Genomic DNA, 25,644 nt, shown 5'->3' on the forward strand with positions numbered 1-25,644 from the left:
AACGAGGCGCGGGATGGCCCTTTAGGGAAAATTCCGAATGCCCGTGCAGCCACGCTGATGTAAGGTTGCGTGGCTTTTGAAGAGGAGAGGATCAAGCATGTATTTACGACCAGATGAGGTAGCGCGCGTACTGGAAAAAGTAGGCTTTGAAGTCGATGAGATTACACCACGCGCTTATGGCTACCGTCGTGGCGACAACTATGTTTATGTTAACCGCGAAGCGCGTATGGGGCGCACGGCGCTGATCATTCACCCAACGTTGAAAGAAAAAAGTCAGCCTTTTGCCGAACCGGCGTCAGAAATGAAAACCTGTGATCACTACACGCAGTTCCCTCTCTACCTGGCGGGTGATTCGCAGGAACATTATGGTATTCCACACGGTTTCAGTTCCCGCATGGCGCTTGAACGCTATATACAGAGCGTGTTCGGCTAGCGCATCCCGCCCCGTTAACGCGGGGCAACGATCCCTTCCCGTCGATGCCTGACCGTTTCGCCCGTTGCATTTCGGCGCCGTAATGCGTATAAATCTGCTGCATATAGATGTTTAGACGTCCATACGGATGGGATATATGAGCGAGCAGACGACTTCTTCGCAGGATCAATTTAAGCGAACCATGAAAGTTCGCCACCTGGTGATGCTATCGCTGGGCGGCGTCATCGGTACCGGCCTGTTTTTTAATACCGGCTACATTATTTCCACCACCGGGGCCGCAGGCACGCTGCTGGCTTATCTGATTGGTGCGCTGGTGGTATGGCTTGTGATGGCCTGCCTGGGTGAGCTGTCGGTCGCCATGCCTGAAACGGGGGCATTTCACGTCTATGCCGCTCGCTATCTGAGCCCGGCCACGGGCTATACCGTCGCCTGGCTGTACTGGCTGACCTGGACCGTCGCGTTGGGCTCCAGCCTGACGGCGGCAGGGTTCTGCATGCAGTACTGGTTTCCACATGTGCCGGTCTGGCTATGGTGCCTGGTCTTCTGCATCGCCATCTATCTGCTCAACGTGATTTCCACCCGTTTCTTTGCCGAAGGGGAATTCTGGTTTTCCATCATCAAAGTCATCACGATTGTCGCCTTTATCGTCCTGGGCGGCGCGGCCATGTTTGGCTTTATCCCGATGAAAGACGGCACGCCCGCGCCGGGTTTGAGCAATATCACCGCACACGGCTGGCTACCTAATGGTGTATTACCGATTCTGATGACGATGGTCGCGGTGAACTTTGCCTTTTCCGGCACCGAGCTAATTGGCATTGCCGCAGGCGAAACCGAAAACCCGCAAAAAGTCGTGCCGCTGGCCATTCGCACTACCGTCGCGCGCCTGATCCTGTTCTTTGTCGGCACCGTTTTCGTGCTGGCCGCCTTAATTCCAATGGACCAGGCCGGCATCGTTAAAAGTCCCTTTGTGCTGGTATTTGAGAAGATCGGCATTCCCTGGGCGGCAGATATCATTAACTTTGTGATACTCACGGCCATCCTGTCTGCGGCGAACTCGGGTCTGTATGCCTCAGGCCGCATGCTGTGGTCGCTGGCCAATGAGAACACGCTGCCGCGCGCCTTCGCCCGGGTCAACAAACGCGGGGTACCGCTGCTGGCGATAACGGTCAGTATGATCGGCGGCCTGTTGGCGCTGTTCTCCAGCGTGGTCGCGCCGGATACCGTATTTGTGGCGCTGTCTGCTATCTCTGGCTTTGCCGTGGTGGCCGTGTGGTTGAGCATCTGCGCGTCGCACTACGTTTTTCGTCGTCGTCATGTGCAACAGGGTAAATCGCTGCAGGAACTGGTTTATCGCGCGCCGCTGTATCCGCTCACTCCCATCCTGGGCTTCCTGCTTTGCCTGCTGGCCTGTGTGGGGCTGGCTTTCGATCCCTCGCAGCGTATTGCCCTGTGGTGCGGAATTCCGTTTGTGCTGTTTTGCTATGGCGCTTACCATGTCACGCACAAAAAAACACAGGCTAAGGAGGCCAGGGATGTCGCATAATCCTGTTTCGCGCGCATTACAACAGTCTGCACCGCTGATTCTTGACGGCGCGCTGGCGACCGAGCTTGAGGCACGTGGTTGCGATCTGGCGGATGCGTTATGGTCCGCTAAAGTGCTGGTGGAGAACCCTGAGCTGATTTACCAGGTGCACTACGACTATTTTGCTGCCGGCGCGCGCTGCGCCATTACTGCCAGCTATCAGGCAACGCCGCAGGGCTTTGCGGCGCGGGGCCTCAACGAAACGCAGTCTCTGGCGCTGATCGCGCAAAGCGTCGAACTGGCTAAACGTGCCCGCGCAGATTATCTGGCGACGCAGGCCGAAGCAAAGATCCTGCTGGTGGCGGGATCGGTCGGACCTTACGGCGCGTTTCTGGCCGATGGATCGGAATACCGGGGGGATTATGCGCTGCCAGAGACTGAAATGATGGCGTTCCATCGCCCACGGATCAACGCATTACTGACGGCGGGCGTGGATGTACTGGCCTGCGAAACGCTGCCCTCCTTTGCAGAAGCCCAGGCGCTGGTTGCCCTGTTAGGCGAATTCCCTGACAGCCGCGCCTGGTTCTCGTTCACGCTGCGTGATGCCGAACACATCAGCGACGGTACGCCGCTGCGTGAGGTGGCGGCTTACCTCAATGCGCAACCGCAGGTGGTGGCATTAGGAATCAACTGTATTGCGCTGGAAAGCGTTACGCCGGCCCTGCAGCAGCTCCAGCGCCTGACGGACAAACCGCTGGTGGTCTATCCCAACTCGGGCGAGCAGTACGACGCCAGCAGCAAAACCTGGCACTCTGCGCCCTCTGGCTGCACCTTGCATGACAAGTTTAGCGAGTGGCAGCAGGCCGGAGCCCGGCTCATTGGCGGCTGCTGCCGCACCTCCCCCAAAGACATCGCGGCTATTGCCCGGCATTGTCAACCGCAATAAAGCGGCAGAATCGGGCGATGATAGCCCGATTGAGACAGATGAAAAGGTGGGAAGGGCGGTTTACACTGTGCTTCCTGACTTTTATCGGATCCTTCCATGAAACAGCACATTCTGGCGCTTGCCGCCGCGATGCTTCTGAGCGGCTGCGCCACCATTGTTGGCACTGAAACTCAATCGGTTCTGATCGATTCACAGCCGCCGGGCGCGCGTTTTACCGTGCAGGATGAAAACGGCCGCCCGGTTGCGGAAGGATACACGCCGAAAACCGTCGTCCTGGAGAAATCCAACCACCGCTACTTTGGCAAAAAACACTATCTGCTGATGCTGGAAAGTCCGGGCTATGTGCCAGTAACGGTGCCAATTGAGGCCCGCGCCAACCTCTGGTATCTGCTGGGAAATATTCCCCTGCTGGGTTTACCCGGTTGGTTACTGGTGGATCCGTTCTATGGCGGCATGTACAACCTCGAGCCAGAGCATCCCAGCCCTTACATGAATCCGGTCGGCGCGCGCGGCTGATTACTGGGCAGTGGGTTTGACCATGCTGCCCTGGGTTTTATGCCGTTCCAGATACTGATGCTGGAAAATGCACATACGGATCGTATTGCGGTACTCGCCATTGATAAAGAATTCGTGTTTTAGCACGCCTTCGATCTCAAAACCGAGTTTGCTGTAGATATGGATCGCTTTCTCATTTTCCTGATCGACAATCAGGTACAGCTTGTACAGGTTGAGGACTGAGAAACCGTAATCCATCGCCAGGCGGGCGGCCTGGGTTGCCAGGCCTTTGCCCTGATGGGTCGGATCGATGATGATCTGAAACTCAGCACGGCGATGGACATGGTTAATTTCGACCAGTTCCACCATTCCCACTTTTTGCCCCTCATGTTCCACCACGAAACGTCGCTCGGTCTGATCGTGAATGTGTTTGTCGTAGAGATCGGACAGCTCAACAAAAGCCTCATACGGCTCTTCGAACCAGTAGCGCATGACGCTGGCATTGTTATCAAGCTGGTGCACAAAGTGCAGATCTTCTCTTTCCAGCGGGCGGAGTCTGATGGTCATTATCTTTCCTTACTTAGGCTGGAGCGGCAATGTGCTCAACGATCCGCCCCTGCGCCATGCGTACGGCACGGTCACACATATGGTCAATCACGTCAGGATCGTGACTCACCAGAACCATGGTCAGGCCATCCTGACGCTTGAGATCGTTAAGCAGATTGAGGATTTCAGCCTGTATTGACATATCCAGTGCTGATGTCGGCTCATCCAGCAGCAGTATTTTGGGCTGCAGCAACAGAGCGCGAACAATCGCCACGCGCTGACGCTGGCCGCCGGACAACTGATGAGGATAACGATCGGCTAACGACGGGTCCAGCCCGACATGGCGAAATCTGTCATCAATACGATCGTCAATGTTATCCTGCTTAAGCAGCCTGAGCGGCTCAGCCAGCGTGCGGCGTAAACGGTGGCGCGGATGCAGGGAAGCATAAGGGTCTTGAAACACCATTTGCACGTCCTGGCGCAGCGCGCCGGTAAAGGTTTTGCCAGGCTGCACCGGATGCCCGGCCAGCTCCATCTCGCCCTGCCAGTGGGGATTCAGTCCAGCCATAACCCACAGCAGCGACGATTTACCACAGCCGGACGGGCCGACCAGGCCAAAGCACTCACTGGCGTTCACCTGTAGATTCACGTCGTGCACCACCGTGCGGAGATCGTAACCCTGTTTGTGTGACACACTGAGGTTATGCAAATTAATCATTGTGGTTGGCCTCCAGCGCCGCGCGGTCCAGAACCGGCAGCGGTTGTCCATGTGTTGCTTTACTGGGACGGCATGACCACAGCGTGCGGGTGTAGGGATGCGTGGCCTGAGGCAGATCGGCGGCCGGTAGCGTATCCAGCACCCGGCCTTTGTACATCACCATAACCCGCTCGCAGTGTTCCGAGACCTGTTGCAGGTCGTGGCTAATCAGCAGCAGGCCCATGTTGCGTGACTCAACCAGTTGGCGGATCAGCGACAGCACCTGATCGCGCATGGCGTGATCCAGCGCGGAGGTCGGCTCATCCGCAATCAAAAAAGCCGGATCGGTAATCAGGGCGATCGCCAGCATCACGCGCTGGCCCATACCGCCCGAAAGCTGATGCGGATAGAACTGCATCAGGGCTCGCGGATCGGGCAAGCCCACCGCGTCCAGCATATCGCAGACTTTTTCTTTTCGTTCCGCCCGACTCAGGCGGCGATGCAGAATCAGCGGTTCTTCAACCTGCCAGCCGATCGTCCGCGCCGGGTTCAGCGCATACTTGGGATCCTGCATCACCATGGCCACGCGATCGCCACGAAGCTTACTCCAGCTGCGTTCGTTCAGGGTCAGGGCATTTTCACCGGCGACCTGGAGCTGGGTAGCCTGCAGATGCAGTGACGGAGACAGCAGTCCCATCAGGGTTCGTGCAGTAAGGGATTTGCCGGAGCCGGATTCGCCGACCAGCGCCACGCGCTCACGCCCGATAGAAAAGCTAATGTTATCGACCAGCGTCGCGTCGTCGCTGCGGATGCTGAGCGACTCTACCAGAATGTTATTTTGCATGTCGGGTATCCAGTCGGTCACGCAGGCCATCGCCTGTCAGGTTAAAGGCCAGGCTGGCAAACAGAATGGCCGCGCCGGGTGCAGCAGCGACCCACCACTGGTCAAATATGACCTTACTGCCTTCTGCCACCATTGAACCCCACTCGGCGGTCGGCGGTTGCACGCCCATGCCAAGGAAGCCCAGTCCGGCGGCCGCCAGAATAATCCCACCCAGGCTGAGTGCGGCGCGCACCACCGCGGTGGGCAGGCACAGCGGCAGAATATGGCCGAACATCAGGCGAAAACCGGTAATCCCCTGCATTCGGGCCGCCGCCAGATAGTCGCTGCGGCGCAGCGCCAGGGTTTCGGCTCGTGCCTGGCGGGCAAACGGAGGCCAACTGGTCAGCGCCAGAGCCAACGCGCCGTTCATCAGTCCCGGTCCCATCATTGCGACCAGCGCCAGCGCAATCACCAGGTTGGGCAGCGACAGAAAAATATCCGTAATGCGCATTAATACGCGCTCGGTCCAGCCGCCTGCGTAACCCGCGGTTATCCCCACCAACAGGCCAACCGGAATGGTCAGAACCAGGATCAGCGAGACCAGCAGCAGCGTAGGGCGCGCGCCATAAATCACCCGGGAGAGTAAATCGCGACCAAATCCATCGGTGCCGAACCAGTGTGCAGCCGAAGGGGGCAGCAAACGGCTGGCGATGGTTTGCAGATTCGGATCGTAGGGGGCAATAAGCGGGGCCAGCACTGCCATCAGAATCACAATCGTCACCAGCGTCAATCCAATGGTTAACGAGGTGATGCGGCGACGGCGGCGACGGGGTCGCACCGTTTCAAGTTCAGTGAGTTGTTGCGTCATCGTGTTCTCGGGTCGGTTAACCAGGTGAGGGCATCCGCCAGCGCGTTAATCAGGATAAAGCAGCCGCCGATCAGTAAGGTGGCGCCTAAAATCGCCGGCACATCGCCAGAGAAAAGCGCATTGGTCATGTAGCGCCCCACGCCGGGCCAGGCAAATACGGTTTCCGTCAGGACCGAGCCTTCCAGCAAGGTCGCGTAAGAGAGCGCAATCACGGTAATCAGGGTGCCGAGCACGTTAGGGAAAATATGGCGCAACAGAATGCGCCCCCGTCCCGCGCCTTTGGCTCGTGCCAGCACCACATACTCTTTGCTGCTCTCTTCCAGCAGCGCCGCGCGCAGCAGGCGGGTGATGCCTGCCATCGCCAGCAGGCCCAGGATCACCACCGGTAACCATAAGTGCGCCACCGCATTCCAGAATATTTCCCGGTCACCCGACAGCCAGCTGTCAATCAGCACGAAGCCGGTTTTCGGCTCCAGCGTATAGGCCCAGATATCATCCAGCCGCCCAGGTCCGGCAGACCAGTGTAGAACCGCATAAAACAGCAACAGGCCCAGCAGGCCCAGCCAGAAAACCGGCACAGAGTAGCCCAGCAGGGAGATAAAGCGGGCGACGTTATCAATCCAGCTGCCGGGTTTCCACGCGGCAATCAGTGCCAGTGAAACGCCAAAGATGACGGCAAAAATCATCGCGCAGGTCGCCAGCTCGATAGTGGCCGGAAACGTCTGAAGCAGGTCGCTGCTCACCGGCTGGTTGGTCAGGCGGGATACGCCGAGATCGCCGCGCAGCAGGTGTTCAATGTAGTGCCAGAACTGCATCAGTACCGGCTGATCTAATCCCAGATCGTGACGCACCTGTGCATAGGTCGCTTCGCTGGCATGATCGCCAGCGATTTGCTGTACCGGATCGATAGGGGACAGATGCGACAGCATAAAAGTGAACGCCAGCAAACCCAGCAGGGTGATCGCCAGCGACAGCAAGCCTGATGAAAGGCGGCCAACGCGCCGCCAGACATGCCGGGCGGGCCCGGCAGAAGAGGCAGACTGTGCCATTACTTCGTTACCTGCGAGTAGTAAACCATGTCCGGGTTAATGCCCTGAACATAGCCCTTGAGGTTATCGCGCAGGGCGATAAGGTTTTTCGCCTGCAGGCCAATCACATAAGGCGAGCTTTTCAGCACTTCACGCTGCATGGCCTGATAAAGCTCAACGCGTTTTTTCGGATCGCTTTCAGCCGTTGCCGCCAGCACCTGTTTGTTCAGCTCCGGAATGTGCCAGTCGGAACGGTAAGCAATCGTCTTGCTGCCATCTTCCGGGTTATAGGCAAATGACGCGGCGTTGGTGTTCGGATCAAAGTAGTCTGCGCCCCAGGCGTTGATCGTACCTTCGTAATTATGCGCTTTGACGCGGGTCGAGACTTCAGAGCTCAGTCCCGGTAACACTTCCACTTTCACGCCGCCCTTGGCAAAGCTGCCCTGCAGGGCCTGAGCGATATCCAGGTAGGGAGGCTGATTGCTGGTAGACAGGGTGAAGCTGACGTTAGTCAGGCCGGCCTTTTTCAGAATCGTTTTGGCTTTTTCAGGATCGTAACTGTAGGGGTTGTCGTTTAATGCACCCAGAAAACCTTTCGGCAGAAACGTCTGGTGCACATCGAACTGGCCTTTCAGCAGCTGTCCGGCAATGCCCTTGTAGTCAAACAGGTAGCGCGCGGCTTCCCAGAAGGCCGGATTTTTTAAGGCGGCGTTGTTTTTGTTGCCGATGTTGAACTGAATGTAATACAGCGAGGCCATCGGAATGGCTTCGGTTTTCACACCGCTTTTGCCCTGCAGCGAGGCGATCTGATCGGCCCCCAGGTTACGGGCGATGTCTGCATCACCTTGCTCAAGCAGCAGACGGCGGGCCGCGGGTTCCGGCACGTTCTTGATCAGAATATTTTTGATCTTTGGCGCCCCGGCTGGAGAGGTCGGATTGGCGGTCAGGATCACGGCCTGGTGCATCACGACCTTGCGAATCTGATACGGGCCGCTACCGGCGGAGTGCGTGGCCAGCCAGCCGTTCCCCAAATCGCCTTTTTCGGCGTGCGCGCTAACGGTTTTTTCATCGACGATGGAGGACACCGGTGCTGACAGCAGGCTCAGCACATAGGCCGGGCTGACGTCGGCCGTCCAGCTGATTTGCACATGGTCGTCATCGACCTTTTTCAGGAAGCTATCCACATTATCTTTATTCCAGCCGAGCTGGGTAAGAATAAAGGAGGGATCCAGATTCAGTTTCACGACGCGACCCAGCGAGAAGATCACATCTTCCGGACGCAGTGGATTGCCGTTGGAGAATTTAGCGTCTTTACGCAACGCAAATGTCAGGCTGCGATTGTCACTGCCTGGCTGCCAGGACGTTGCCAGCGTGGGTTTTAAATCAATTGGGTTCTGCGGGTCGGACTGGACCAGCCGCTGATAAATATTGGTGAACGCCTGTACGCTGGTGAGTTCAAATCCCTTCGCCGGATCGAAGCTGTCGGCATCATCGGTCGACTGCACCACGACTAACGTATCTTTTGGTGTGGCAGCATTGACGCTAAAGGCGGTGGCCAGTGACAAGGCCAGTAGTGATGGAATTATTTTTTTCATGGAAAATCCTTGCCTGAGAAAGTAACGCGAGTGTACGAAAGGGCTCATGCAAAGAATAGTCCATTATCGGCTAATGATATGCAAAAAAGTTATAACAAATGCAGCCCGGTTATAAGACGCAAACAAAATGGCTGTGCGAAACAGAAACGGTTAATAAACGAGATGGCGATTGAACGGTTATTTTCCTTTACCCGAAGGGCCCGGCGTTTATACTACGTGAAAATATTTGCAGGAGTCATACATTGGACAGTCACCCTAAACGCGATTTAACTCCGGCAAGCTAACTGCATTTCGCTGCTTGCCACACGGCGGGCAGCAATCCCTTCTTTAGATCACGATTGCTCTCCTTGAAATTAACGCTGTAGTCACCGCGAGAGCGCGCTATGTTGATGTATATTCTGGCACTTTTTCCTCCGCCTCGACAGGCGTAGCTGCGGGCTGCGCACCCTTTCACTTTCAGCTTTCTTTTGCTTTGCGTTTATTTCGCAAGGCCCGACATCTGTCGGCCTGATATTACGGCCGCAGGGTGGGAAAAATAACTTTTTCTAAGAGACGGGCTGATTCAATAAACCGGTAATCACCGGAAAACCAGGCATGCATTATTTGGCATGCAGGATATCTGTTGCTTTAAATCAGGGAGATGTCGACATGAGCGACATGAAACTCGAACAAGCCGCGATGGCTTACCATGCGCATCGTGCAGCAAAAAAATCAAACACCCCTTATGCCATTGAACGTGAAGCACGTTATCGCACCGATGTGACGCTGACGAATCTGCACAGCAGCTTTGAGGGGCTGACCCATGCGGAAGCCAGCGCGCGGCTCAATGACTATGGTCGTAATGAAGTCATGCATGAGAAGGCGCCCTCTGCGTTTATCCAGCTGATTACGGCATTCAATAATCCGTTTATTTATGTGCTGATGGTTCTGGCACTGGTGAGCTTTATAACGGATTACTGGCTGCCGTTGCGGGCTGGTCAGGAAACCGATCTCTCGGGCGTGACGATTATTCTTACCATGGTGACGCTGAGCGGGCTGCTGCGTTTCTGGCAGGAGTTTCGCACCAATCGTGCCGCTCAGGCGCTGAAATCTCTGGTGCGCACTCAGGTGACCGTGCTGCGTCGGGAAGAGGGCTGTGCAATCTCCCGGCGCTACGATATCGATATGCGCGAACTGGTGCCGGGGGATGTCATTTTACTGAGCGCGGGCGATCTGGTGCCTGCCGATGTGCGCCTGCTGACCTCACGCGATCTGTTCATCAGTCAGGCGATCCTGACCGGGGAATCCCTGCCGGTAGAAAAAAACGATCTCAGCGCAGGCGTGGAGATTGAAGAGCAACCCGGTCGCAGCGTGCTTGAGCTGAAAAACAGCTGCCTGATGGGGACCAATGTTGCCAGCGGCACGGCCAGAGCGTTAGTGGTCGCCACCGGCAGCGAGACCTGGTTTGGTTCGCTGGCGGCCTCTCTGTCCGGCCGCCGTCCACAGACATCGTTTGACCGCGGCGTGAACAGCGTTTCCAGACTCCTCATCCGTTTTATGTTGGTGATGGTGCCGATTGTCTTACTGCTGAATGGTTTTACCAAGGGCGACTGGATGGATGCCATGCTGTTCGCGCTGGCCGTTGCGGTGGGCCTGACACCGGAAATGCTGCCCATGATTGTCAGCGCCAATCTGGCAAAAGGCGCCATTGCGATGTCCCGTCGCAAAGTGATTGTTAAACGCCTGAACGCCATCCAGAACCTGGGAGCAATGGATGTGCTCTGTACTGATAAAACCGGCACGCTGACACAGGACAATATTTTGCTGTCGGCGCATCTCAACGCTAACGATGAAGAGGATGCCCGCGTCCTGCTGCTGGCATGGCTTAACAGCAGCAGCCAGAGCGGTGCGAAAAATTTGATGGATCGCGCCGTGCTGAAGTTTGGTGAGCAAACGCTGTCTAAAGCGCAGTGCAGCCAGTTTCAGAAAGTGGATGAGCTTCCTTTCGACTTCGTTCGTCGTCGTGTCTCGGTCATCGTGGAGGATTTGCAAAGCCACCGCCCGTTGCTCATCTGCAAAGGCGCTGTAGAAGAAATGCTGGCGGCGGCGACCACGCTACGTCAGGGCGATACCACTCTTCCACTGTGCGAGCAAAAGCGCGCAGAGCTGATCGCGCTGACACGGCATTATAACCAGCAGGGTTTTCGTGTGTTGCTGGTGGCCACGCGTGAGCACGGGATATCGGTGCCGCTCAGCCGTGAAGATGAGTGCGAATTAACGATTGAAGGCCTGCTGACATTCCTTGATCCGCCTAAAGAGAGCGCGGGCAAGGCGATACAGGCACTGAAAGACAGCGGAATTCGCGTAAAAGTGCTGACCGGCGATAATCCCCTTGTGACGATGCGCGTCTGTCAGGAAATCGGGCTGGCTTCAGAAGCCATGCTGACCGGTAATGAAATCGAGGCCATGAGTGACGACGAGCTGCGCCGCGACGTCGAGCGCTGCATGATCTTCACCAAACTTACGCCTCAGCAGAAGTCACGCGTGCTTAAACTGCTGCAACAGAATGGACATACCGTTGGCTTTCTTGGCGATGGCATTAATGATGCACCCGCGCTGCGCGAGGCGGATGTCGGCATTTCGGTCGACAGCGCGACGGATATCGCCAAAGAGTCGTCCGACATTATTTTGCTGGAAAAAGACTTAGCGGTACTGGGCGAAGGCATACTGAAAGGGCGTGAGACCTTTGGCAATATCATCAAGTACCTGAACATGACGGCCAGTTCGAATTTCGGCAACGTGTTTTCCGTGCTGATAGCGAGTGCGTTTATTCCTTTTCTGCCCATGCTCTCTGTACAGCTGCTGATTCAGAACCTGATGTATGACGTCTCTCAGTTGGCGTTGCCCTGGGATAAAATGGATCGCGAGTTTCTGCGCAAACCGCGTAAATGGGATGCGGGTAACATCAAACGTTTTATGCTGTGGATGGGGCCAACGTCTTCCATTTTCGATGTCACAACCTTTGCGCTGATGTGGTATGTGTTTGGTGCCAATCACGCCGGTGCGCAGTCGCTGTTCCAGTCCGGCTGGTTTGTTGAAGGTTTACTGTCCCAGACGCTGGTGGTGCACATGTTACGGACGCAGAAAATCCCCTTTGTTCAGAGCTGTGCCCGGTTACCAGTGCTGCTGACCACGCTGGGTATTTCCGCCGCCGGTATTCTGCTGCCGTTCTCGTCGCTTGGCGCAATGGTCGGGTTAGTGCCCCTGCCATGGCACTATTTCCCCTGGCTGGTGCTGACGCTATTCAGCTACTGCCTGGTCGCGCAGGGAATGAAAATGTTTTATATCAAACGTTTCGGCCGCTGGTATTAATCTGCCTGCAGGAATAAACCGATAACGTCATAAACGACAGGTGGATGCCGAAACCGCGTTGGCAAGGCATCCACCGCCCGCCGTACTCTCCCCGCATTGCTGCCGATCGCACACTTTGTTTTGGATCAATCCGTCGAAAGTGATGCCATAAATGTAAGCAAGCTACTGGTCATTCCCTCTCTCCCGCCAGATTTCTCTGATACAATTTGCACATTATTCACCGCGCCAGCGTCGGGGGATCTTGAGGTGAGCCGGTATGGGGCAGGCCGCGTTCACTGCCGCGGGTGCAGGTTGTTAACCACCTGAACCTGCGATCGCCTCGACGAGGGCCTGGTCCTGCCGTAGCGAATTCCGCATTCACCGTTTGTGTGCCTTCGCGAGCCATTGCGCTTTTGTCCCATGCCGATAAGGGTTTATTGCCACGCATGTGTTGCTTATTGACTAAACACGCAGTTTGTTGCCGGAGAACAGGATGCAACAAACGGAGTATGTGATTGACGATTTGGTGCGGTTTATACCGGCTCAGGGCCTGCTATGCCTGGTGGATTCCAGCGAGACCAGCGTGCCGCTATCGCCTGCCTGCAACCATTTACTGGAAATGTTCCTGAAAAGCGCCGGCGTCGTGCTGGCCCGCGAGCAGATCCTGGATAACTTCTGGCAAGAGACGGGCGCAACGCCTTCTTCCAACAGCCTCAATGCCTACGTTTCCGCCATTCGACGCGGGCTGTCTTCACTGGGCATAGAGCAGGAGGCGATTACCACGGTGTACAAGGTGGGCTTCGTTTTCAATCCCGCCATTCGCATCCAAAAATCGGCCCTCCAGCCCCCAAATCCCGGGGGCGAACCGGCGTCCACTTCCACTTCCACATCCGTTACGCGACGCAGCCCGCGCGCCTACTGGCTGTCTGGCGGTTTTATCTTACTGTTACTCGGCGTGCTTCTTCTTCCGCTGCTTCTGAAAGAGAAAAGCATCACGCCCGTCAGCGTCGCCCGGCTGGACGGCTGTGACGTCTTTTATCTTCCCGTTCACCCCGGTGAATCGACCTTTCCTGCTGAACGCGTGTGGCACAAGCTGATTGCAGACAGCGGAATGGCGTGTCAGAAGGGCGGTCGGTATATGTTTTATGTGGACAGAAATGTCACGGCAGGACACAGCGGCAACGTCTATGTCTCCTACTGCGTGAGAACGAAAGACGAAAAAATAGCGTGCTCAAATTATACCGAGCTGGGATGGAGGCCAGATAATGATAAACCCTAAACGACGCCTCGCCTTATTGCTGTGCCTCATCATTGCCCTGGCGGGCGTGGTCATTTATGCCAGCTTTTATTACGTGCGATCGCACAGTGACATGTTTGAATTTACCTGCGCGGCTAATTTACAGCAGCGCGATGCCGCCACTGACTTTCATCTGGACGCCAGTTTTGTGCTGACGCTGCGTTATTCTGGCGACGCAATGGTCTCCGTTGATGGCATCGTACATAAAAATGGCAAGGATTACGTATTAAGGCGTAATGCCGAATTCCACTATTCACCTTATATTCAGTCTCTGTATAAACTCAATCATTTCACCCTTCATCCGGGTCTGCGGGATAATGTTCCTGACAGCGTATTGAATACCAACTTCTCCTATCTTTATATCAGCAAAATAACCGGTATGAACGATGCCGTACTTATCGGTAGCCGTGTATTGCCACTGATTGTCTGTCACACCCGCTAACGGATTGACCGGACGGGCACGAGCTTGCCTGCCGCTCGCCTGTCCTCATTCTTCTTGCCTCACCGCTGTCTTCGTCTGGTTTATTATTTTGTATTTGTTTATAAATTCAGAATATTAAATCTAAAAATAAGTGTGGATAAGTGTTTGTGGTTGCCTGAGGGCGGTAATTGTTAAATTGCATCGTCGGTTAAGATTGCGGTCGGTTGTGGCAGAGAGCCGTCGCCGATACGCGCTTATACAAGCGTTTGATTTCGAAAATGAAGTCGGATTTTTACCTTACGGGGAGCCAGCGATGAAAAATTTAGCTTATAAAATTCAGTGTGAGGCGAAATGGAATCAGCTTCAGGAAACGGAAAAAAAACCAAAAATGAAAGATGTGATGATGTGCCTGATAAAGCGCCAGGCGGAAGGCATCATGACTCGTGATGTCGCGGATGAATGCGATATGTCTATTTATGCTGCGCGAAACTGGTTATTGAAACTGGAAAACAGTGGTTTATTAAAAAAAGAACCCGGGCGTAAATCCTGCAAGTGGTTCATCCTCTGAATTTTAATTATCTTATTTCTGTCGTGATAACAGGCCCAGCCCTGAACGCTACGCTTTTTTTAAGGGACAACACATTATCAGCATGGCAACGGCGTGCATGAAAGGAAAAAGCGCCAGCTTAGTATGGCCTGGGGAAAGGGGAGCAGCGCAGCAGCAAGCTGGCTGCCCATGATGAGATTTCGGCCAGCACGGCAAAAACGCCCTCGTCTCAAGCGCGCCGTAGCACGCTACCAGTCTGGCAGCCCGACAAGCAGCCCGTCCTTGCACAGAAAGAGGCCTGAAGGGGCACGACCGAATAAAAGCTGAGAGTAAACACAAACCGGCAGGCAGAACAGGCGATCACAAACGGCTGGCCGGGCGCAGCGGAAACGATGACATCGCGTTAAACATTTAACGCAGCACTGAATCAGGCATAGTAATGAATATGCTTCTTGCCATGGACGGGCGACGTCTCGATTTTCGTCCTGACCTTGAACACGTCCCACAGAAGCGACTCTGTGAGTATCTCATCAGGCGTTCCCTGCGCAATCAGTTCGCCCTCCAGCATCACAATCAGCCGGTCACAAAACAGCGCCGCATGATTCAGATCGTGAATGGCGACAATGCTGGTGACCGGAAGCTCGCTAATGAGCTTCATCAACTGGAGCTGATGGTGAATATCCAGGTGGTTAGTGGGCTCATCAAGCAGAATTTCATTGGGCGCCTGGGCTAATGCTCTGGCGATGTGTACGCGCTGGCGTTCACCGCCGGACAGGCTCTGCCAGCCCTGATCGCAGCGTGAGCACATATCCACCCGCGTCAGCGCGGCTTCCACTATCTCATCATCGTGATGTGTCCAGCTGGAAAAAGGGGAGTGATGCGGAATCCTTCCAAGCTTTACAACGTCACGTACGGTCATATTGGCGCTGGTTAACGCATGTTGCTCAACAAAAGCCACACGGCGGGCAAGCTGCTTTCTGGCAATCAGGGACAGATCCTTGCCATCCAGCATCACTTTGCCCGTGTGTTGCTTACGCAGACCGGCCAGCAGGCGCAGCAGCGACGATTTACCGGAGCCGTTCGGCCCCAGTAAGCCCACGGTTTCGCCCGACGAGACCGCCAGGGATACATCGTTAACGATGACTTTTTTTCCTACCCGCCAGGTAAGATTTTCCGCGCTGATGCTCATTATTGCGTCCTGGAGCGATAAATAATAATTGCAAAGAAAGGCACGCCAACCAGCGCGGTCACGACGCCAACCGGCAGGCTCTGCGGCGCAATCAACATACGTGAAGCAATATCCGCCAGGACCATCAGAATCGCGCCGGCGATGGCACAGGCAATCAGTAAGCGGCTGTGTAGCGGGCCGAAAAAGAAGCGCATCACGTGGGGAACGACCAGGCCGACAAAACCGATCGAGCCAGCCATACTGACAATCGTGGCGGTCATCAGGGCGGTTGCCGTGAACAGCACCAGACGCACCACGCCGACCGGAATCCCCAGCGAGGCGGCGGCGTCGTCACCAAAGGTAAATGCGTCCAGCGCGCGGGAATAGTACAGGCAGACCGCTAAACCGATGACCACTATCACCAAAACCAGCTGAAACTCAGGCCAGCGCACGCCGCTAAAGCTACCCAACAACCAGAACATCACGTCACGCGCCTGTTGGGCATTGGCTGAAGTACTGATGGTATAGGCGGTAATCGCATTGAAAAGCTGCGACGCTGCCACGCCCGCCAGAATGGTACGCTCTGTGCCACCGCGTGCGCCATTGGTGAGTAGTGCAACAAAGGCAAAGGCGGCAAAGGCGCCGGTAAAGGCGCCCAGCGACAGGGAAATCGCACCGGCCCCGACGCCCGAGACCACGATCAATACCGCACCCGTCGATGCGCCGGCAGAAACGCCCAGTACGTAAGGTTCGGCAAGGGCATTTTTCAACAGGCTTTGCAGTACAGCACCGCAAATGGCCAGACCGGCACCGCTCAGCGCCGCAACCAGCGCACGGCTTAAACGAAAGTCCCAGATAACGCTTTCGTGAATACGGTTCACGGGCACATCCGTCATACCCAGTTTATTGGTCACGGTGTACACCACGGATTTCAACGGTATCGATAATTCGCCTACGCTGACGCCGAGCGCGATAACCATAAACAGCACGACGATGGCGATGATTGCGACAGCAATAAAACCCATGCCACGTCGTGCCTGAACAACCCCTTCACGCATTAATTCAGGCCCATCTTACGTAACTGTTCGCCAACCTGTTCTGCCCCGTAAAGGGTACGAATCGTCGGGTTCATTGCCTGACCGTCCATCACCACGATATGGCCTTTCTTCACCGCATCCAGCTGGCTGACCGCCGGATCGCTTTTCAGGAACTTAATCTTTTCTTCGGCGTTATCCAGTTTCCAGCGATTACGGTCAAGGCTGGTTACAACGATCACATCCGGATTGGTGGCAATAATGCTTTCCCAGCTCACGGTGGGCCATTCAGTTTCAGTGGTGATCGCATTATGGCCGCCTAACACATTGGCAATAAAACCGGATGCGCCGTTCTTACCGCCGACGTAAGCGTCGGCAGAGGGCGAGGAGCTGGAGAACCAAAACAGGAAGGAGAGATCTTTCTTACCTTTCGGGAAGGCTTTTCTCAGGGCGCTTTCGCGTGCTTTAAAGTCGTTGATCACCTGCTGGCCGCGATCTTCTACGTTAAAGATTTTGGCAAAATCGGCGATCTCTTGATAAACGTAGGACATATTCCACAGCGTGGCACGGCTACCGTAGATATCGCCGGTGTTCTGTTTTGTGGCACACATGCCCGGAGACAGATAGGTGTTGATGCCCACTGACTCAAAGTCTTCGCGTTTGGCGACCTTGCTGTTCGGCCCCATCAGCAGCTGGATCTGTGCCGCAACAAAATCGGGGTTCTTCGCCAGAATGGATTCCAGCGTTGGGATCTCGACGGTCAGTACCGGCACTTTGGCATTTTGTTCCGCTAACTGCGGTAAGACTTTGGTCGGCCAGAATGCGCTGGCCACCATTTTGTCCTGCAGTCCCAGTAGCAGCAGAATTTCAGCGGTATTCTGCCCAAGCGCCACCACGCGTTCAGGTGCCTTGGTGAATGTTTCTTTCTGACCACAGTTTTCAATCGTCAGAGGATAGGTGGTTGCCCAGGCGGAACTCGTTGTCAGGAAAATAAAACTTAACAGGCTAAGCATTTTTTTCATTAGTATCTGTCCATTAATAAATGAGACTGCGTGCTTTTAACATTCTGGCGCGGCGGATTTTATCAGACCTAAAATGTAAATAGAAATCATTATTATATGAGTTGGCTTTTAGCTGAAATGTATAAAAATTACTTGAGTGAAAGAAATCAACGTGCCAGCCTGGTCATTATTAAAATAAATAACACTGAGCTAAAACAGATGAGTAAACCCTTCATTACAATTAGAGGCGTAATAGTTAATGTAATGATAGATGAAATAATATTAACCATGAGAAGAGGGTGAAGTACGGCAATGCGCGGTTTAGCGTTCCTGACTGACTGACTGACTGACTGACTGACTGACTGACTGACTGACTGACTGACTGACTGACTGACTGACTGACTGACTGACTGACTGACTGACTGACTGGGTTGCGGGCGCGTTACGCGGTAATGCGTCTGCGTTGCCCCGGCGTGGAGCGTCGGCAGCGCCAGCGACGTTTTCGGCTAGGGCTGGCGGCTCCATCTCTGCTCCATCATTCACACAAACTCCAGCAATCTATTCTGCTTATCATCCTGCCACTTTCGGGGAGGATAAGATGAAGACGCTGAACTATATCGCTAAATATGTTGAATATAAGCTCAAAATCATCAGGTGTTTTTTAATTAGCGACGTACTTTTCCATACGCAACGACTGCGCCCGTTGTTAAACAGAGAGCCGGATCTGATTCATCCTGTCACGTTGAATGAAAAAATGTGCTACAGGCTGCTCTATGACAGGAAGCCGCTTTATACGCTGCTGGCAGACAAGCTCGCTGTCCGTCACTACGTTGCCAGCCGCACGGATGAAGTCACGGTCGCGCCCTTAATTAAGACCTATAAAAGCACCAAAGAGATTGATTTTGCCGCGTTGCCCGATACCTTCGTTTTAAAGTGCAATCACGACAGTGGCAGCACGATAATCTGCAAAGACAAAACGGCGTTCGATAGTCAGTCTGCTTTATTAACGCTGGATTTAGCCCTGAAAAAGAACATGTATTACTGCACGCGAGAGTGGCAATACAAAGACATTACGCCCACCATTCTGTGTGAAGAATATATTGAACTGTTTGAGGGAAGGGACAGAAGCACTACGCCCGAAATGTTGCGAATTCACTGCTTCGACGGCAATGCGAGCATTATCGAAGCCGACTTTACTGATGAACAGGGCAGGGAGTACGTGAATGTGTACAACAGAAAATGGGAACTGCAGCCCTTCCAGATAGCCTATCCCCATCATCCTGCTTTTATACCGGAACCGGCGCTGTTTTATCGCGCCCTCTCTGCTGCGCAGGCGCTGGCAAAAGATATCGACTATTGCCGGGTCGATTTAATGCTGAAGGACGACAGCCTGTACTTCAGCGAGATCACGCTTACGCCACAGCGCGGTAAGCTGAAAATCATTCCCCAGGAATGGGACGCGATACTTGGCGCGATGTGGCAACAGCAGGCGTACCATAAAACCTTCCGCCTGCCTTCAAGCCCAGAGGTGGATTTGCGCTAGTCAGCGTCAGGCCAGCGTAGTAAAAAAAGGGAGCCGCCCTGGGATGATGTGCGGTAACGAATATCGCCCCCATGAGCCTGCATAATCGCCTTCGCAACGGATAAACCCAGCCCGCATCCCGCCGGGTTTATCGCACGACCTGCGGCGCCGCGTTGAAACGGCTCAAACATATGACGCTGGAAATCGTCAGGCACGCCCGGCCCCGTATCTTCCACCTCAATAAAAAACAGGTTGTCCCGATGTCCGCTTCGGACCCTGACGATGCCCGGCGTGGCGTAATTAAGCGCGTTATCAAATAAAATGGTCAGGCACTGGATAATGCGCAGCGGATCACACCGCGTAACGGCATTATTTTGCTCAATGATGAGGTTAAATCCCTGCTCCTGAAACGGGTGACCAAACGATGCGCCAACGTTTTCCAGCACATCGCGCATTGCCACGGCTTTCACATCCAGCGTAAAGGATCCGCCTTCTGCCGCTCCCACGACGCGCAAATCGTCGATAAGCCGTGATAATCCTTCTGTCTGCCGCAGCAGGCTTTTGAACAGCGGCGGATTGGGTTCAAACACCTCTTCAACCAGCCCCTGCAGCCTGCCGCGTAAAATCGTGACCGGCGTTCTGAGTTCATGGGCGATCGCCGCATTCCAGGACTTTCTTTGGTTGTCCAGCGTCTGCAGCTTTTCCGCCATTTCGTTAAAGTCCCTGACTAACGTATTCACCTCCCCCAGGCTGCTCTGACTGTTTGCGGCGCGGGCGCTCAAATCGCCCTGAGAAATCCGGCGCAAACTGGTGGCAACGGAACTCAGGGGATTCAGTATCTTGGCGGAGAGTTTGAAAGCAAACAGTAAGGCAATCAGGAAGCTGATTATCGAGCTGATAGCGATCCAGACCCAGTCAAAGACCGTCATGCTTTCACTGTTGCTGGCGGACAAACCGCCGGGGAAGTTTTCAATAATGAAGCTGTAAAACAGATAGGAACCGACCACGGCCACAATAATGATGGTGAACGTCAGGGACAGCATAAACAGAAGAATTTGCCGACTGAGCGCTTTATCTTTATTCACTTCTGTTCACCCAGCCGATAGCCTATCCCACGAATGCTTTCCGGTACGCCGTTTAAGCCACAGCCTTCAAATTTTTTACGCAACTTACTCATGTGGCTGTCTACGGTTCTGTCGAGCGTGTCGCTTTCGGGCAGGCAGGCATTGAGCAGCTCTTCACGGCTGAAGACCTTACGGGGATATTTTGCCATGTGCGTCAGAAGCTTGAATTCTGTGGTGGTCAGTACCGGCGTAAACGTCTGCCCACCGCTGTGGATCTCCACACAGAACTCATCGGTGTAGATGGTCATAAAGCGGGTTCTGATCAGGGATTGAGGGACAGCCTGATTTTTTGCTCTGCGCAGCACGGCCTCAATACGGGCGACCACTTCCGAAGGATTGAAGGGTTTAACGATATAGTCATCGGCACCCAGGCGAAGCCCCATCAGCTTATCAATATCCTGATCCAGCGCGGTCACCATGATCACCGGCGTGTTGCTTTCTTTACGCAACGTTGAAAGCACATTCCAGCCATCGATTAGCGGCAACTGGATATCCAGCAGCACCAGGTCAGGCTGTAAGGTTTTAATTAAGGCCAGAGCGCTTTCCCCCTCTGCCGCATGTACCGCTTTCATTCCGGCGCGTTTGATATAACTCATTAATATATCAGAGATTTCAAAGTCATCCTCTGCCACAAGGATTAGATTGTCGTTGCTCATAACGCCCTCAAAATTAAAAACACCTGTTGCGGATGATGGGGCAGCACAGCCGGAAGAGAAGCGCGTCCTTTCATCAGGAACATTACGCCTGTCATGACAGGCAGACCAGCAAAAGCACTGCGCACAGCATGAAACCCACAATCAGACCTTAGCCAAAAGAAAAGCAACATCACGCGGCGACAGAAAGCATGGAACGCCTGTTAGCTGATGCACCACTCTCTTTGCAGGATGGCGTAAACCTGCGTATTTTCATAAATGGCGATGCCATTGTGATCCGTGAATGACACATGCTCTTTAAAGCATCCTTCCAGCCGCATCCCCAAACGCTGACATAATCGCTGCGAACCCGCGTTGTCATCGGCGACATAGGCATAAATCCGCCTGACATTTTTTATCCGAAATAAATAATTAAACAGGCAGATTGCGGCTTCCTGAGCATAGCCATGGCCTTGATAGGCAGGATTCAGATACCATCCCACGTTCCGGGTACGGGCATCCGGTTCTTCGTCATCACAGGCAAAAAGATGACCGATTAAGTCGCCTGTCTGTTGCAGACACAGGGCAAACTGCGTGGCGTCAATGCTCCTTTTCCGCGCCTCCTTGACGGCGGCCTCAAGATCGGCCAGTTTCTCATCGAAAAAGCAGGCCGGATAAGGCGCGGATAAATAATTTAACAGGCCCTGAGCATCCTGTTGCAAAAAACGCCTGATGAAGACGCTTTCACTTTCAGCTATTTTCATCTCAAACCCTTTCCCGGGATAAAATAAAGGAGAATACCTTGTAATTTTGTGTCCTGATAATCTCTGTCCCTGTCAAAGTTCAGCATATATTATGTCCTGCGCTTTTAAATTGTCTATCGAATATATTGCGCTGTGTGCGATGTTTTTTTATTTTTACCTATCCATACTCTCTCCATAAACTTTACATAATAGGTCATTGTCAGGCGGGTACACTCCGGAATAATGCGCATTATTTGAGAGTATTCGTGATGACGCCGCGTAATTTAGTGAGGTCCGGTTTTTGCTTTTTATTTTTGCTGCTGTTCACCACCGGTTTGCATCCTTCCGGCGTCACACCGCTACAGCAAGCGTTAAGCGTTAAGGGGAGAAGCGTGATCGCGACGATGTATCGGCCTGTGAAAAAGATTAATCGCCATGAGCGAACCGCCCAGACGCCGTTCTGGGAGGCGGTCACCACCAATGCGCTGGCCTGCCGGGGCGGGCGCGTGACCCGGCTCCTGTATAAGGCCGCGCTGCGCCGACTAAAGGAGGCGTAAATGCACACAGCAAACAAGCCAGTTACCACCACGATGAATTGACAGACTGGCGTCTCACTCTAAAAAGCACGCACACGTGTGTGGCTTACAGCGTAACAGGTGACGGTTTTCTGCCCTCATCTTTTTTATATTCAGTCAGGGTAAATCATGCCTCAGTTTTTTATTAATCGACCGGTATTTGCCTGGGTTATTGCCGTTTTTATTATTTTGTTTGGCCTGCTCTCCATTCCAAAATTACCCGTAGCGCTTTATCCCTCGGTGGCACCGCCGACGATCAGCATCACCGCCTCATATCCGGGATCAACGCCGGAAACCATGAACAACAGCGTGGTGGCGCTGATTGAGCGTGAGCTTTCATCGGCAAAGCACGTGCTGTATTACGAATCGTCCAGCGATACCAGCGGTATGGCATCCATTACGGTGACTTTTGCGCCCGGCACCGATCCTGAGCTGGCTCAGGTTGATGTGCAAAACCGTATCAAAGTGATTGAGCCGCGCCTGCCCCAGGCCGTGCGGCAGAATGGCCTGAGCGTTGAGGCCTCGGGCGCTAACTTTTTGATGATCGTCGGGCTTACGTCTAAAGATGGCAAACTCACTGAAGCCGATCTGAGCGACTACTTTTCACGCAATATCACGGAAGAGCTTCGTCGTATTGAAGGCGTGGGCCGCGTGCAGCTGTTTGGCGCAGAGAAAGCGATGCGGGTCTGGGTCGATCCGGTCAAGCTTAGCCAGTATCGCCTGACCGTCAGCGATATCAGTCGGGCAATCAACACGGAAAATACCCAGATCGCGCCCGGACGGACCGGTGACGCACCGGCGGTTGCTGGCCAGCAGGTCAGCTATCCGCTACTGGTCAAAGGCCAGCTTGGTTCACCCCAGGAATTCGCTAGTATTACCCTGCGCGCCAATCCGGATGGATCTCGCGTGGTGCTGAGCGACGTGGCGCGGGTTGAGCTCGGATCGCAAACCTACAGTTTTGCCACCCGTGAAAACGGACGCGTCTCTACCGCGGCAGCGATTCAGCTTTCGCCAGGCGCCAATGCGGTTAAAACCGCAGAGCGGATCAAACTCCGTCTGAACGAGCTGCGTCAGGCTATGCCAGAGGGAATGGCTTACAGCATTCCGTTTGATACGACGCCCTTCGTGAAGATCTCGATTGAGAAGGTCATTCATACCTTTATCGAAGCCATGATACTGGTCTTCCTTGTGATGTATCTGTTCTTACAGAATGTTCGCTATACCTTTATCCCGGCGATTGTTGCGCCGATTGCGCTGCTGGGCACCTTTACCGTGATGCTGCTGGCGGGATTCTCGGTCAACGTATTAACCATGTTCGGTATGGTGCTGGCGATTGGAATCATCGTTGACGATGCGATAGTGGTGGTGGAAAACGTCGAACGAATCATGACGGAAGAGGGGCTGGGCCCGAAAGCGGCAACGCAAAAGGCGATGAAGGAGATTACCGGTGCGGTCATCGGGATTACGCTGGTGCTGAGCGCGGTCTTTATCCCGATGGCGATGGCCAGTGGTTCCGTTGGGGCGATATACCGGCAGTTTACGCTCTCAATGGCGGTTTCTATCCTGATCTCCGCCTTCCTGGCGCTCAGCCTGACGCCGGCGCTGTGTGCCACGCTGTTAAAACCTGTTGATCGGCATGCTCATCAGAAAAAGGGCTTCTTTGGCTGGTTCAACCATAAGTTTGCAGCAATGACTTACCTTTACGGCCAGGGCGTAAGCTGTTTATTAAAACGGGTAGGCGGTGCGTTAGCGGTTTATGCGGCGCTGTGCCTGCTGTTCTTCCTGGCGATAAAAAACCTGCCGTCTTCGTTTCTGCCGGAGGAGGATCAGGGCTACTTTATGACCTCCATTCAGCTCCCCTCGGACGCGACCAGCGAACGCACGCTGAACGTGGTAAAAGCTTTTGAACAGCAGGTGCTTTCAAGCCCGGCGATGCAGTCAACTATCGCGATAATGGGGTTCAGCTTTGCGGGTTCCGGGCCTAACTCCGCCATGGCTTTCACCACCTTAAAAGGATGGGAAGATCGTCAGGGGGCCACCGCCTTTTCTGAAGCCGCGCGCGCGCAGAAAGTGATGTCAGCGAATCCTGAAGCGGAAACCTTTAATCTGATCCCCCCGGCTATTGACGAGCTGGGGAACTCATCGGGCTTTACGTTGCGCCTGCAGGATCGCGGCGGTAAAGGCTATGCGGCGCTGAAAAAGGCGGAAGAGCAGTTGCTGGCGCTTGCGGCGAAAAGTTCTGTCGTCCGGGATGTGTACGTTGACGGCTTACCCGATGGGCAGATGATCCGGCTTAATATCGATCGACAAAAAGCCTTTGCGATGGGCGTGGCTTTTGATGAGATCAGCCAGACGCTTTCCGGCGCGATAGGTTCGCTTTACGTCAATGATTTTCCCAACAGCGATCGTATGCAGCAGGTCATCATTCAGGCCGATGCGAAATATCGTATGCAACCCGAGGATATTCTCAGGTTATACGTGCGCAATGCGTCCGGCGGAATGGCACCGCTCGCTGAATTTGTTCATGCGGAGTGGGAAACCTCCCCGTTGCAGCTGGTTCGTTATCAGGGTTATCAGTCAATCAAGATAACCGGCAATCCCGCACACGGCTATTCAAGTGGCGATGCGCTGAACGAGATGAGCCGGCTGGCGAAACAGCTGCCAGAAGGCTTTGCAATAGAGTGGACCGGTGGCTCGTTACAGGAGCAGCAATCGGCCTCTGAAGCGCCTATGCTGATGGTGCTGTCCATGCTGGTGGTGTTCCTGGTGCTGGCGGCGCTTTATGAAAGCTGGTCAGTGCCGGTCTCCGTTATGCTGGTCGTGCCGCTTGGCCTGCTGGGCGCGGTCATTGCCGTCAGCCTGATGGATATGCAGAACGACGTATTCTTCAAAGTTGGCATGATTACGATTATTGGACTGTCGGCAAAAAATGCCATTCTGATTGTCGAATTTGCTAAACAGATGCACGAAGGCGGCAAAGGGCTGGTTGAGGCAACGCTGGAAGCCTCGCGGATGCGTTTACGCCCGATCCTGATGACGTCGCTGGCCTTTACCCTGGGCGTGGTACCTTTGATGCTGGCTAGCGGAGCAAGTGCCAGAACGCAGCAGGCGATCGGCAGTGGCGTATTTGGTGGCATGATCAGCGGCACGCTGCTGGCCATATTCTTTGTACCCCTGTTCTATTTTTCAGTGATGAAGGCGGTCGAAAAACTAAAACCGAAGCAGCGCTAAGCGCCTCTGAATCAGGCCGGGCGAGGGCAACATAGCCATTCGTCCGCTTGTCGGGTCAGATAGCGT

At 54.3% G+C, this 25,644-nt stretch carries 24 protein-coding genes; 11 read left to right on the forward strand and 13 right to left on the reverse strand.

Going from position 1 to position 25,644, the window contains the following annotated elements:
• Nucleotides 1–97: 97 nt before the first annotated feature.
• The 4 genes from ACPXSQ_RS22210 (at nucleotide 98) to ACPXSQ_RS22225 (ending at nucleotide 3,417) form a co-directional block, all read left to right on the forward strand.
• The gene (locus ACPXSQ_RS22210; RefSeq protein ID WP_014605202.1) at nucleotides 98–433 is read left to right on the forward strand and encodes a DUF2002 family protein; all 336 of its coding nucleotides are present in this window, start codon (nucleotides 98–100) and stop codon (nucleotides 431–433) included.
• A gap of 136 nt (nucleotides 434–569) precedes the next feature.
• A complete protein-coding gene (mmuP, locus tag ACPXSQ_RS22215) occupies nucleotides 570–1,976 on the forward strand; it encodes an S-methylmethionine permease (RefSeq protein ID WP_014605203.1) in 1,407 nt (468 codons plus the stop codon).
• Nucleotides 1,966–2,901, forward strand: a complete 936-nt coding sequence (gene mmuM / locus ACPXSQ_RS22220; protein WP_015699657.1) for a homocysteine S-methyltransferase — start codon at nucleotides 1,966–1,968, stop codon at nucleotides 2,899–2,901. The genes mmuP and mmuM overlap by 11 nt, the downstream gene beginning before the upstream one ends.
• A 96-nt stretch (nucleotides 2,902–2,997) precedes the next feature.
• Nucleotides 2,998–3,417, forward strand: a complete 420-nt coding sequence (locus tag ACPXSQ_RS22225; protein ID WP_015699658.1) for a hypothetical protein — start codon at nucleotides 2,998–3,000, stop codon at nucleotides 3,415–3,417.
• Here ACPXSQ_RS22225 and speG read toward each other — a convergent pair whose 3' ends face one another.
• Genes speG through ACPXSQ_RS22255 form a run of 6 tightly spaced genes read right to left on the reverse strand, consistent with a single transcriptional unit; the run spans nucleotide 3,418 to nucleotide 8,953 of the window.
• Nucleotides 3,418–3,963, reverse strand: coding sequence for a spermidine N1-acetyltransferase (gene speG, locus ACPXSQ_RS22230; protein ID WP_029570534.1), 546 nt, complete (start codon nucleotides 3,961–3,963; stop codon nucleotides 3,418–3,420). It abuts the gene before it with no gap.
• A gap of 13 nt (nucleotides 3,964–3,976) precedes the next feature.
• A complete protein-coding gene (locus ACPXSQ_RS22235; protein ID WP_426144404.1) occupies nucleotides 3,977–4,660 on the reverse strand; it encodes an ABC transporter ATP-binding protein in 684 nt (227 codons plus the stop codon).
• Complete coding sequence (locus ACPXSQ_RS22240; RefSeq protein WP_022623562.1) at nucleotides 4,653–5,483, reverse strand: ABC transporter ATP-binding protein; 831 nt, start codon at nucleotides 5,481–5,483, stop codon at nucleotides 4,653–4,655. Before ACPXSQ_RS22240 ends, ACPXSQ_RS22235 begins: the two co-directional genes overlap by 8 nt.
• The gene (locus ACPXSQ_RS22245) at nucleotides 5,473–6,330 is read right to left on the reverse strand and encodes an ABC transporter permease (protein ID WP_013026852.1); all 858 of its coding nucleotides are present in this window, start codon (nucleotides 6,328–6,330) and stop codon (nucleotides 5,473–5,475) included. Before ACPXSQ_RS22245 ends, ACPXSQ_RS22240 begins: the two co-directional genes overlap by 11 nt.
• Nucleotides 6,327–7,379 carry an ABC transporter permease gene (locus ACPXSQ_RS22250; RefSeq protein ID WP_013026851.1) on the reverse strand — a complete coding sequence of 351 codons (1,053 nt, stop codon included), beginning with the start codon at nucleotides 7,377–7,379 and terminating at the stop codon, nucleotides 6,327–6,329. The genes ACPXSQ_RS22245 and ACPXSQ_RS22250 overlap by 4 nt, the downstream gene beginning before the upstream one ends.
• Nucleotides 7,379–8,953, reverse strand: coding sequence for an ABC transporter substrate-binding protein (locus tag ACPXSQ_RS22255; protein WP_426144405.1), 1,575 nt, complete (start codon nucleotides 8,951–8,953; stop codon nucleotides 7,379–7,381). Before ACPXSQ_RS22255 ends, ACPXSQ_RS22250 begins: the two co-directional genes overlap by 1 nt.
• A 648-nt stretch (nucleotides 8,954–9,601) precedes the next feature.
• Here ACPXSQ_RS22255 and mgtA point away from each other — a divergent pair.
• The 4 genes from mgtA to ACPXSQ_RS22275 all read left to right on the forward strand — a co-directional run bounded on the left by mgtA (nucleotide 9,602) and on the right by ACPXSQ_RS22275 (nucleotide 14,569).
• The gene (gene mgtA / locus ACPXSQ_RS22260; RefSeq protein ID WP_426144406.1) at nucleotides 9,602–12,304 is read left to right on the forward strand and encodes a magnesium-translocating P-type ATPase; all 2,703 of its coding nucleotides are present in this window, start codon (nucleotides 9,602–9,604) and stop codon (nucleotides 12,302–12,304) included.
• Nucleotides 12,305–12,776: 472 nt separating this feature from the next.
• Nucleotides 12,777–13,562, forward strand: a complete 786-nt coding sequence (locus tag ACPXSQ_RS22265; RefSeq protein ID WP_015699664.1) for a winged helix-turn-helix domain-containing protein — start codon at nucleotides 12,777–12,779, stop codon at nucleotides 13,560–13,562.
• Complete coding sequence (locus ACPXSQ_RS22270; RefSeq protein ID WP_089517116.1) at nucleotides 13,549–14,022, forward strand: hypothetical protein; 474 nt, start codon at nucleotides 13,549–13,551, stop codon at nucleotides 14,020–14,022. The genes ACPXSQ_RS22265 and ACPXSQ_RS22270 overlap by 14 nt, the downstream gene beginning before the upstream one ends.
• Before the next feature lie 205 nt (nucleotides 14,023–14,227).
• Nucleotides 14,228–14,569 (forward strand): FaeA/PapI family transcriptional regulator, encoded by a 342-nt coding sequence (locus ACPXSQ_RS22275; protein ID WP_227022906.1) that lies wholly within the window; start codon nucleotides 14,228–14,230, stop codon nucleotides 14,567–14,569.
• A gap of 406 nt (nucleotides 14,570–14,975) precedes the next feature.
• On the opposite strand, the gene ACPXSQ_RS22280 is transcribed toward ACPXSQ_RS22275, so the two are convergent.
• The 4 genes from ACPXSQ_RS22280 to ACPXSQ_RS22295 form a co-directional block, all read right to left on the reverse strand.
• On the reverse strand, nucleotides 14,976–15,737 hold the full coding sequence (locus ACPXSQ_RS22280) for an ABC transporter ATP-binding protein (RefSeq protein ID WP_013026845.1): 762 nt from the start codon (nucleotides 15,735–15,737) through the stop codon (nucleotides 14,976–14,978).
• On the reverse strand, nucleotides 15,737–16,774 hold the full coding sequence (locus ACPXSQ_RS22285) for a FecCD family ABC transporter permease (RefSeq protein WP_013026844.1): 1,038 nt from the start codon (nucleotides 16,772–16,774) through the stop codon (nucleotides 15,737–15,739). Before ACPXSQ_RS22285 ends, ACPXSQ_RS22280 begins: the two co-directional genes overlap by 1 nt.
• Complete coding sequence (locus ACPXSQ_RS22290) at nucleotides 16,774–17,772, reverse strand: ABC transporter substrate-binding protein (RefSeq protein WP_013026843.1); 999 nt, start codon at nucleotides 17,770–17,772, stop codon at nucleotides 16,774–16,776. Before ACPXSQ_RS22290 ends, ACPXSQ_RS22285 begins: the two co-directional genes overlap by 1 nt.
• A 300-nt stretch (nucleotides 17,773–18,072) precedes the next feature.
• Entirely contained in the window at nucleotides 18,073–18,294 is a 222-nt protein-coding gene (locus ACPXSQ_RS22295; RefSeq protein WP_426144407.1) for a hypothetical protein, read from the reverse strand.
• A gap of 55 nt (nucleotides 18,295–18,349) precedes the next feature.
• On the opposite strand from ACPXSQ_RS22295, the gene ACPXSQ_RS22300 reads away from it, so the two are divergent.
• Nucleotides 18,350–19,294 carry an ATP-grasp fold amidoligase family protein gene (locus ACPXSQ_RS22300; protein ID WP_013026842.1) on the forward strand — a complete coding sequence of 315 codons (945 nt, stop codon included), beginning with the start codon at nucleotides 18,350–18,352 and terminating at the stop codon, nucleotides 19,292–19,294.
• Here the strand turns inward: ACPXSQ_RS22300 and ACPXSQ_RS22305 are convergent.
• From ACPXSQ_RS22305 to ACPXSQ_RS22315, 3 genes are all read right to left on the reverse strand, one after another.
• Nucleotides 19,291–20,358: an ATP-binding protein gene (locus tag ACPXSQ_RS22305; protein ID WP_112900690.1), complete on the reverse strand. Its 1,068-nt coding sequence runs from the start codon at nucleotides 20,356–20,358 to the stop codon at nucleotides 19,291–19,293. The two genes, ACPXSQ_RS22300 and ACPXSQ_RS22305, sit on opposite strands and share 4 nt — an antisense overlap.
• Nucleotides 20,355–21,053, reverse strand: a complete 699-nt coding sequence (locus ACPXSQ_RS22310; protein ID WP_014594389.1) for a response regulator — start codon at nucleotides 21,051–21,053, stop codon at nucleotides 20,355–20,357. Before ACPXSQ_RS22310 ends, ACPXSQ_RS22305 begins: the two co-directional genes overlap by 4 nt.
• Before the next feature lie 200 nt (nucleotides 21,054–21,253).
• Nucleotides 21,254–21,793 carry a GNAT family N-acetyltransferase gene (locus ACPXSQ_RS22315; RefSeq protein WP_426144408.1) on the reverse strand — a complete coding sequence of 180 codons (540 nt, stop codon included), beginning with the start codon at nucleotides 21,791–21,793 and terminating at the stop codon, nucleotides 21,254–21,256.
• 248 nt (nucleotides 21,794–22,041) lie between these two features.
• Here ACPXSQ_RS22315 and ACPXSQ_RS22320 point away from each other — a divergent pair, with 248 nt between their 5' ends.
• Together ACPXSQ_RS22320 and ACPXSQ_RS22325 are read left to right on the forward strand one after the other, a co-directional pair.
• Complete coding sequence (locus ACPXSQ_RS22320; protein WP_019106128.1) at nucleotides 22,042–22,329, forward strand: hypothetical protein; 288 nt, start codon at nucleotides 22,042–22,044, stop codon at nucleotides 22,327–22,329.
• Between the two features lie 147 nt (nucleotides 22,330–22,476).
• Nucleotides 22,477–25,578, forward strand: coding sequence for a multidrug efflux RND transporter permease subunit (locus ACPXSQ_RS22325; protein ID WP_426144409.1), 3,102 nt, complete (start codon nucleotides 22,477–22,479; stop codon nucleotides 25,576–25,578).
• The last annotated feature ends 66 nt before the right edge of the window (nucleotides 25,579–25,644 follow it).

The sequence above is a fragment of the Pantoea sp. EEL5 genome (assembly GCF_049892805.1).
Taxonomy (GTDB): domain Bacteria; phylum Pseudomonadota; class Gammaproteobacteria; order Enterobacterales; family Enterobacteriaceae; genus Pantoea; species Pantoea ananatis.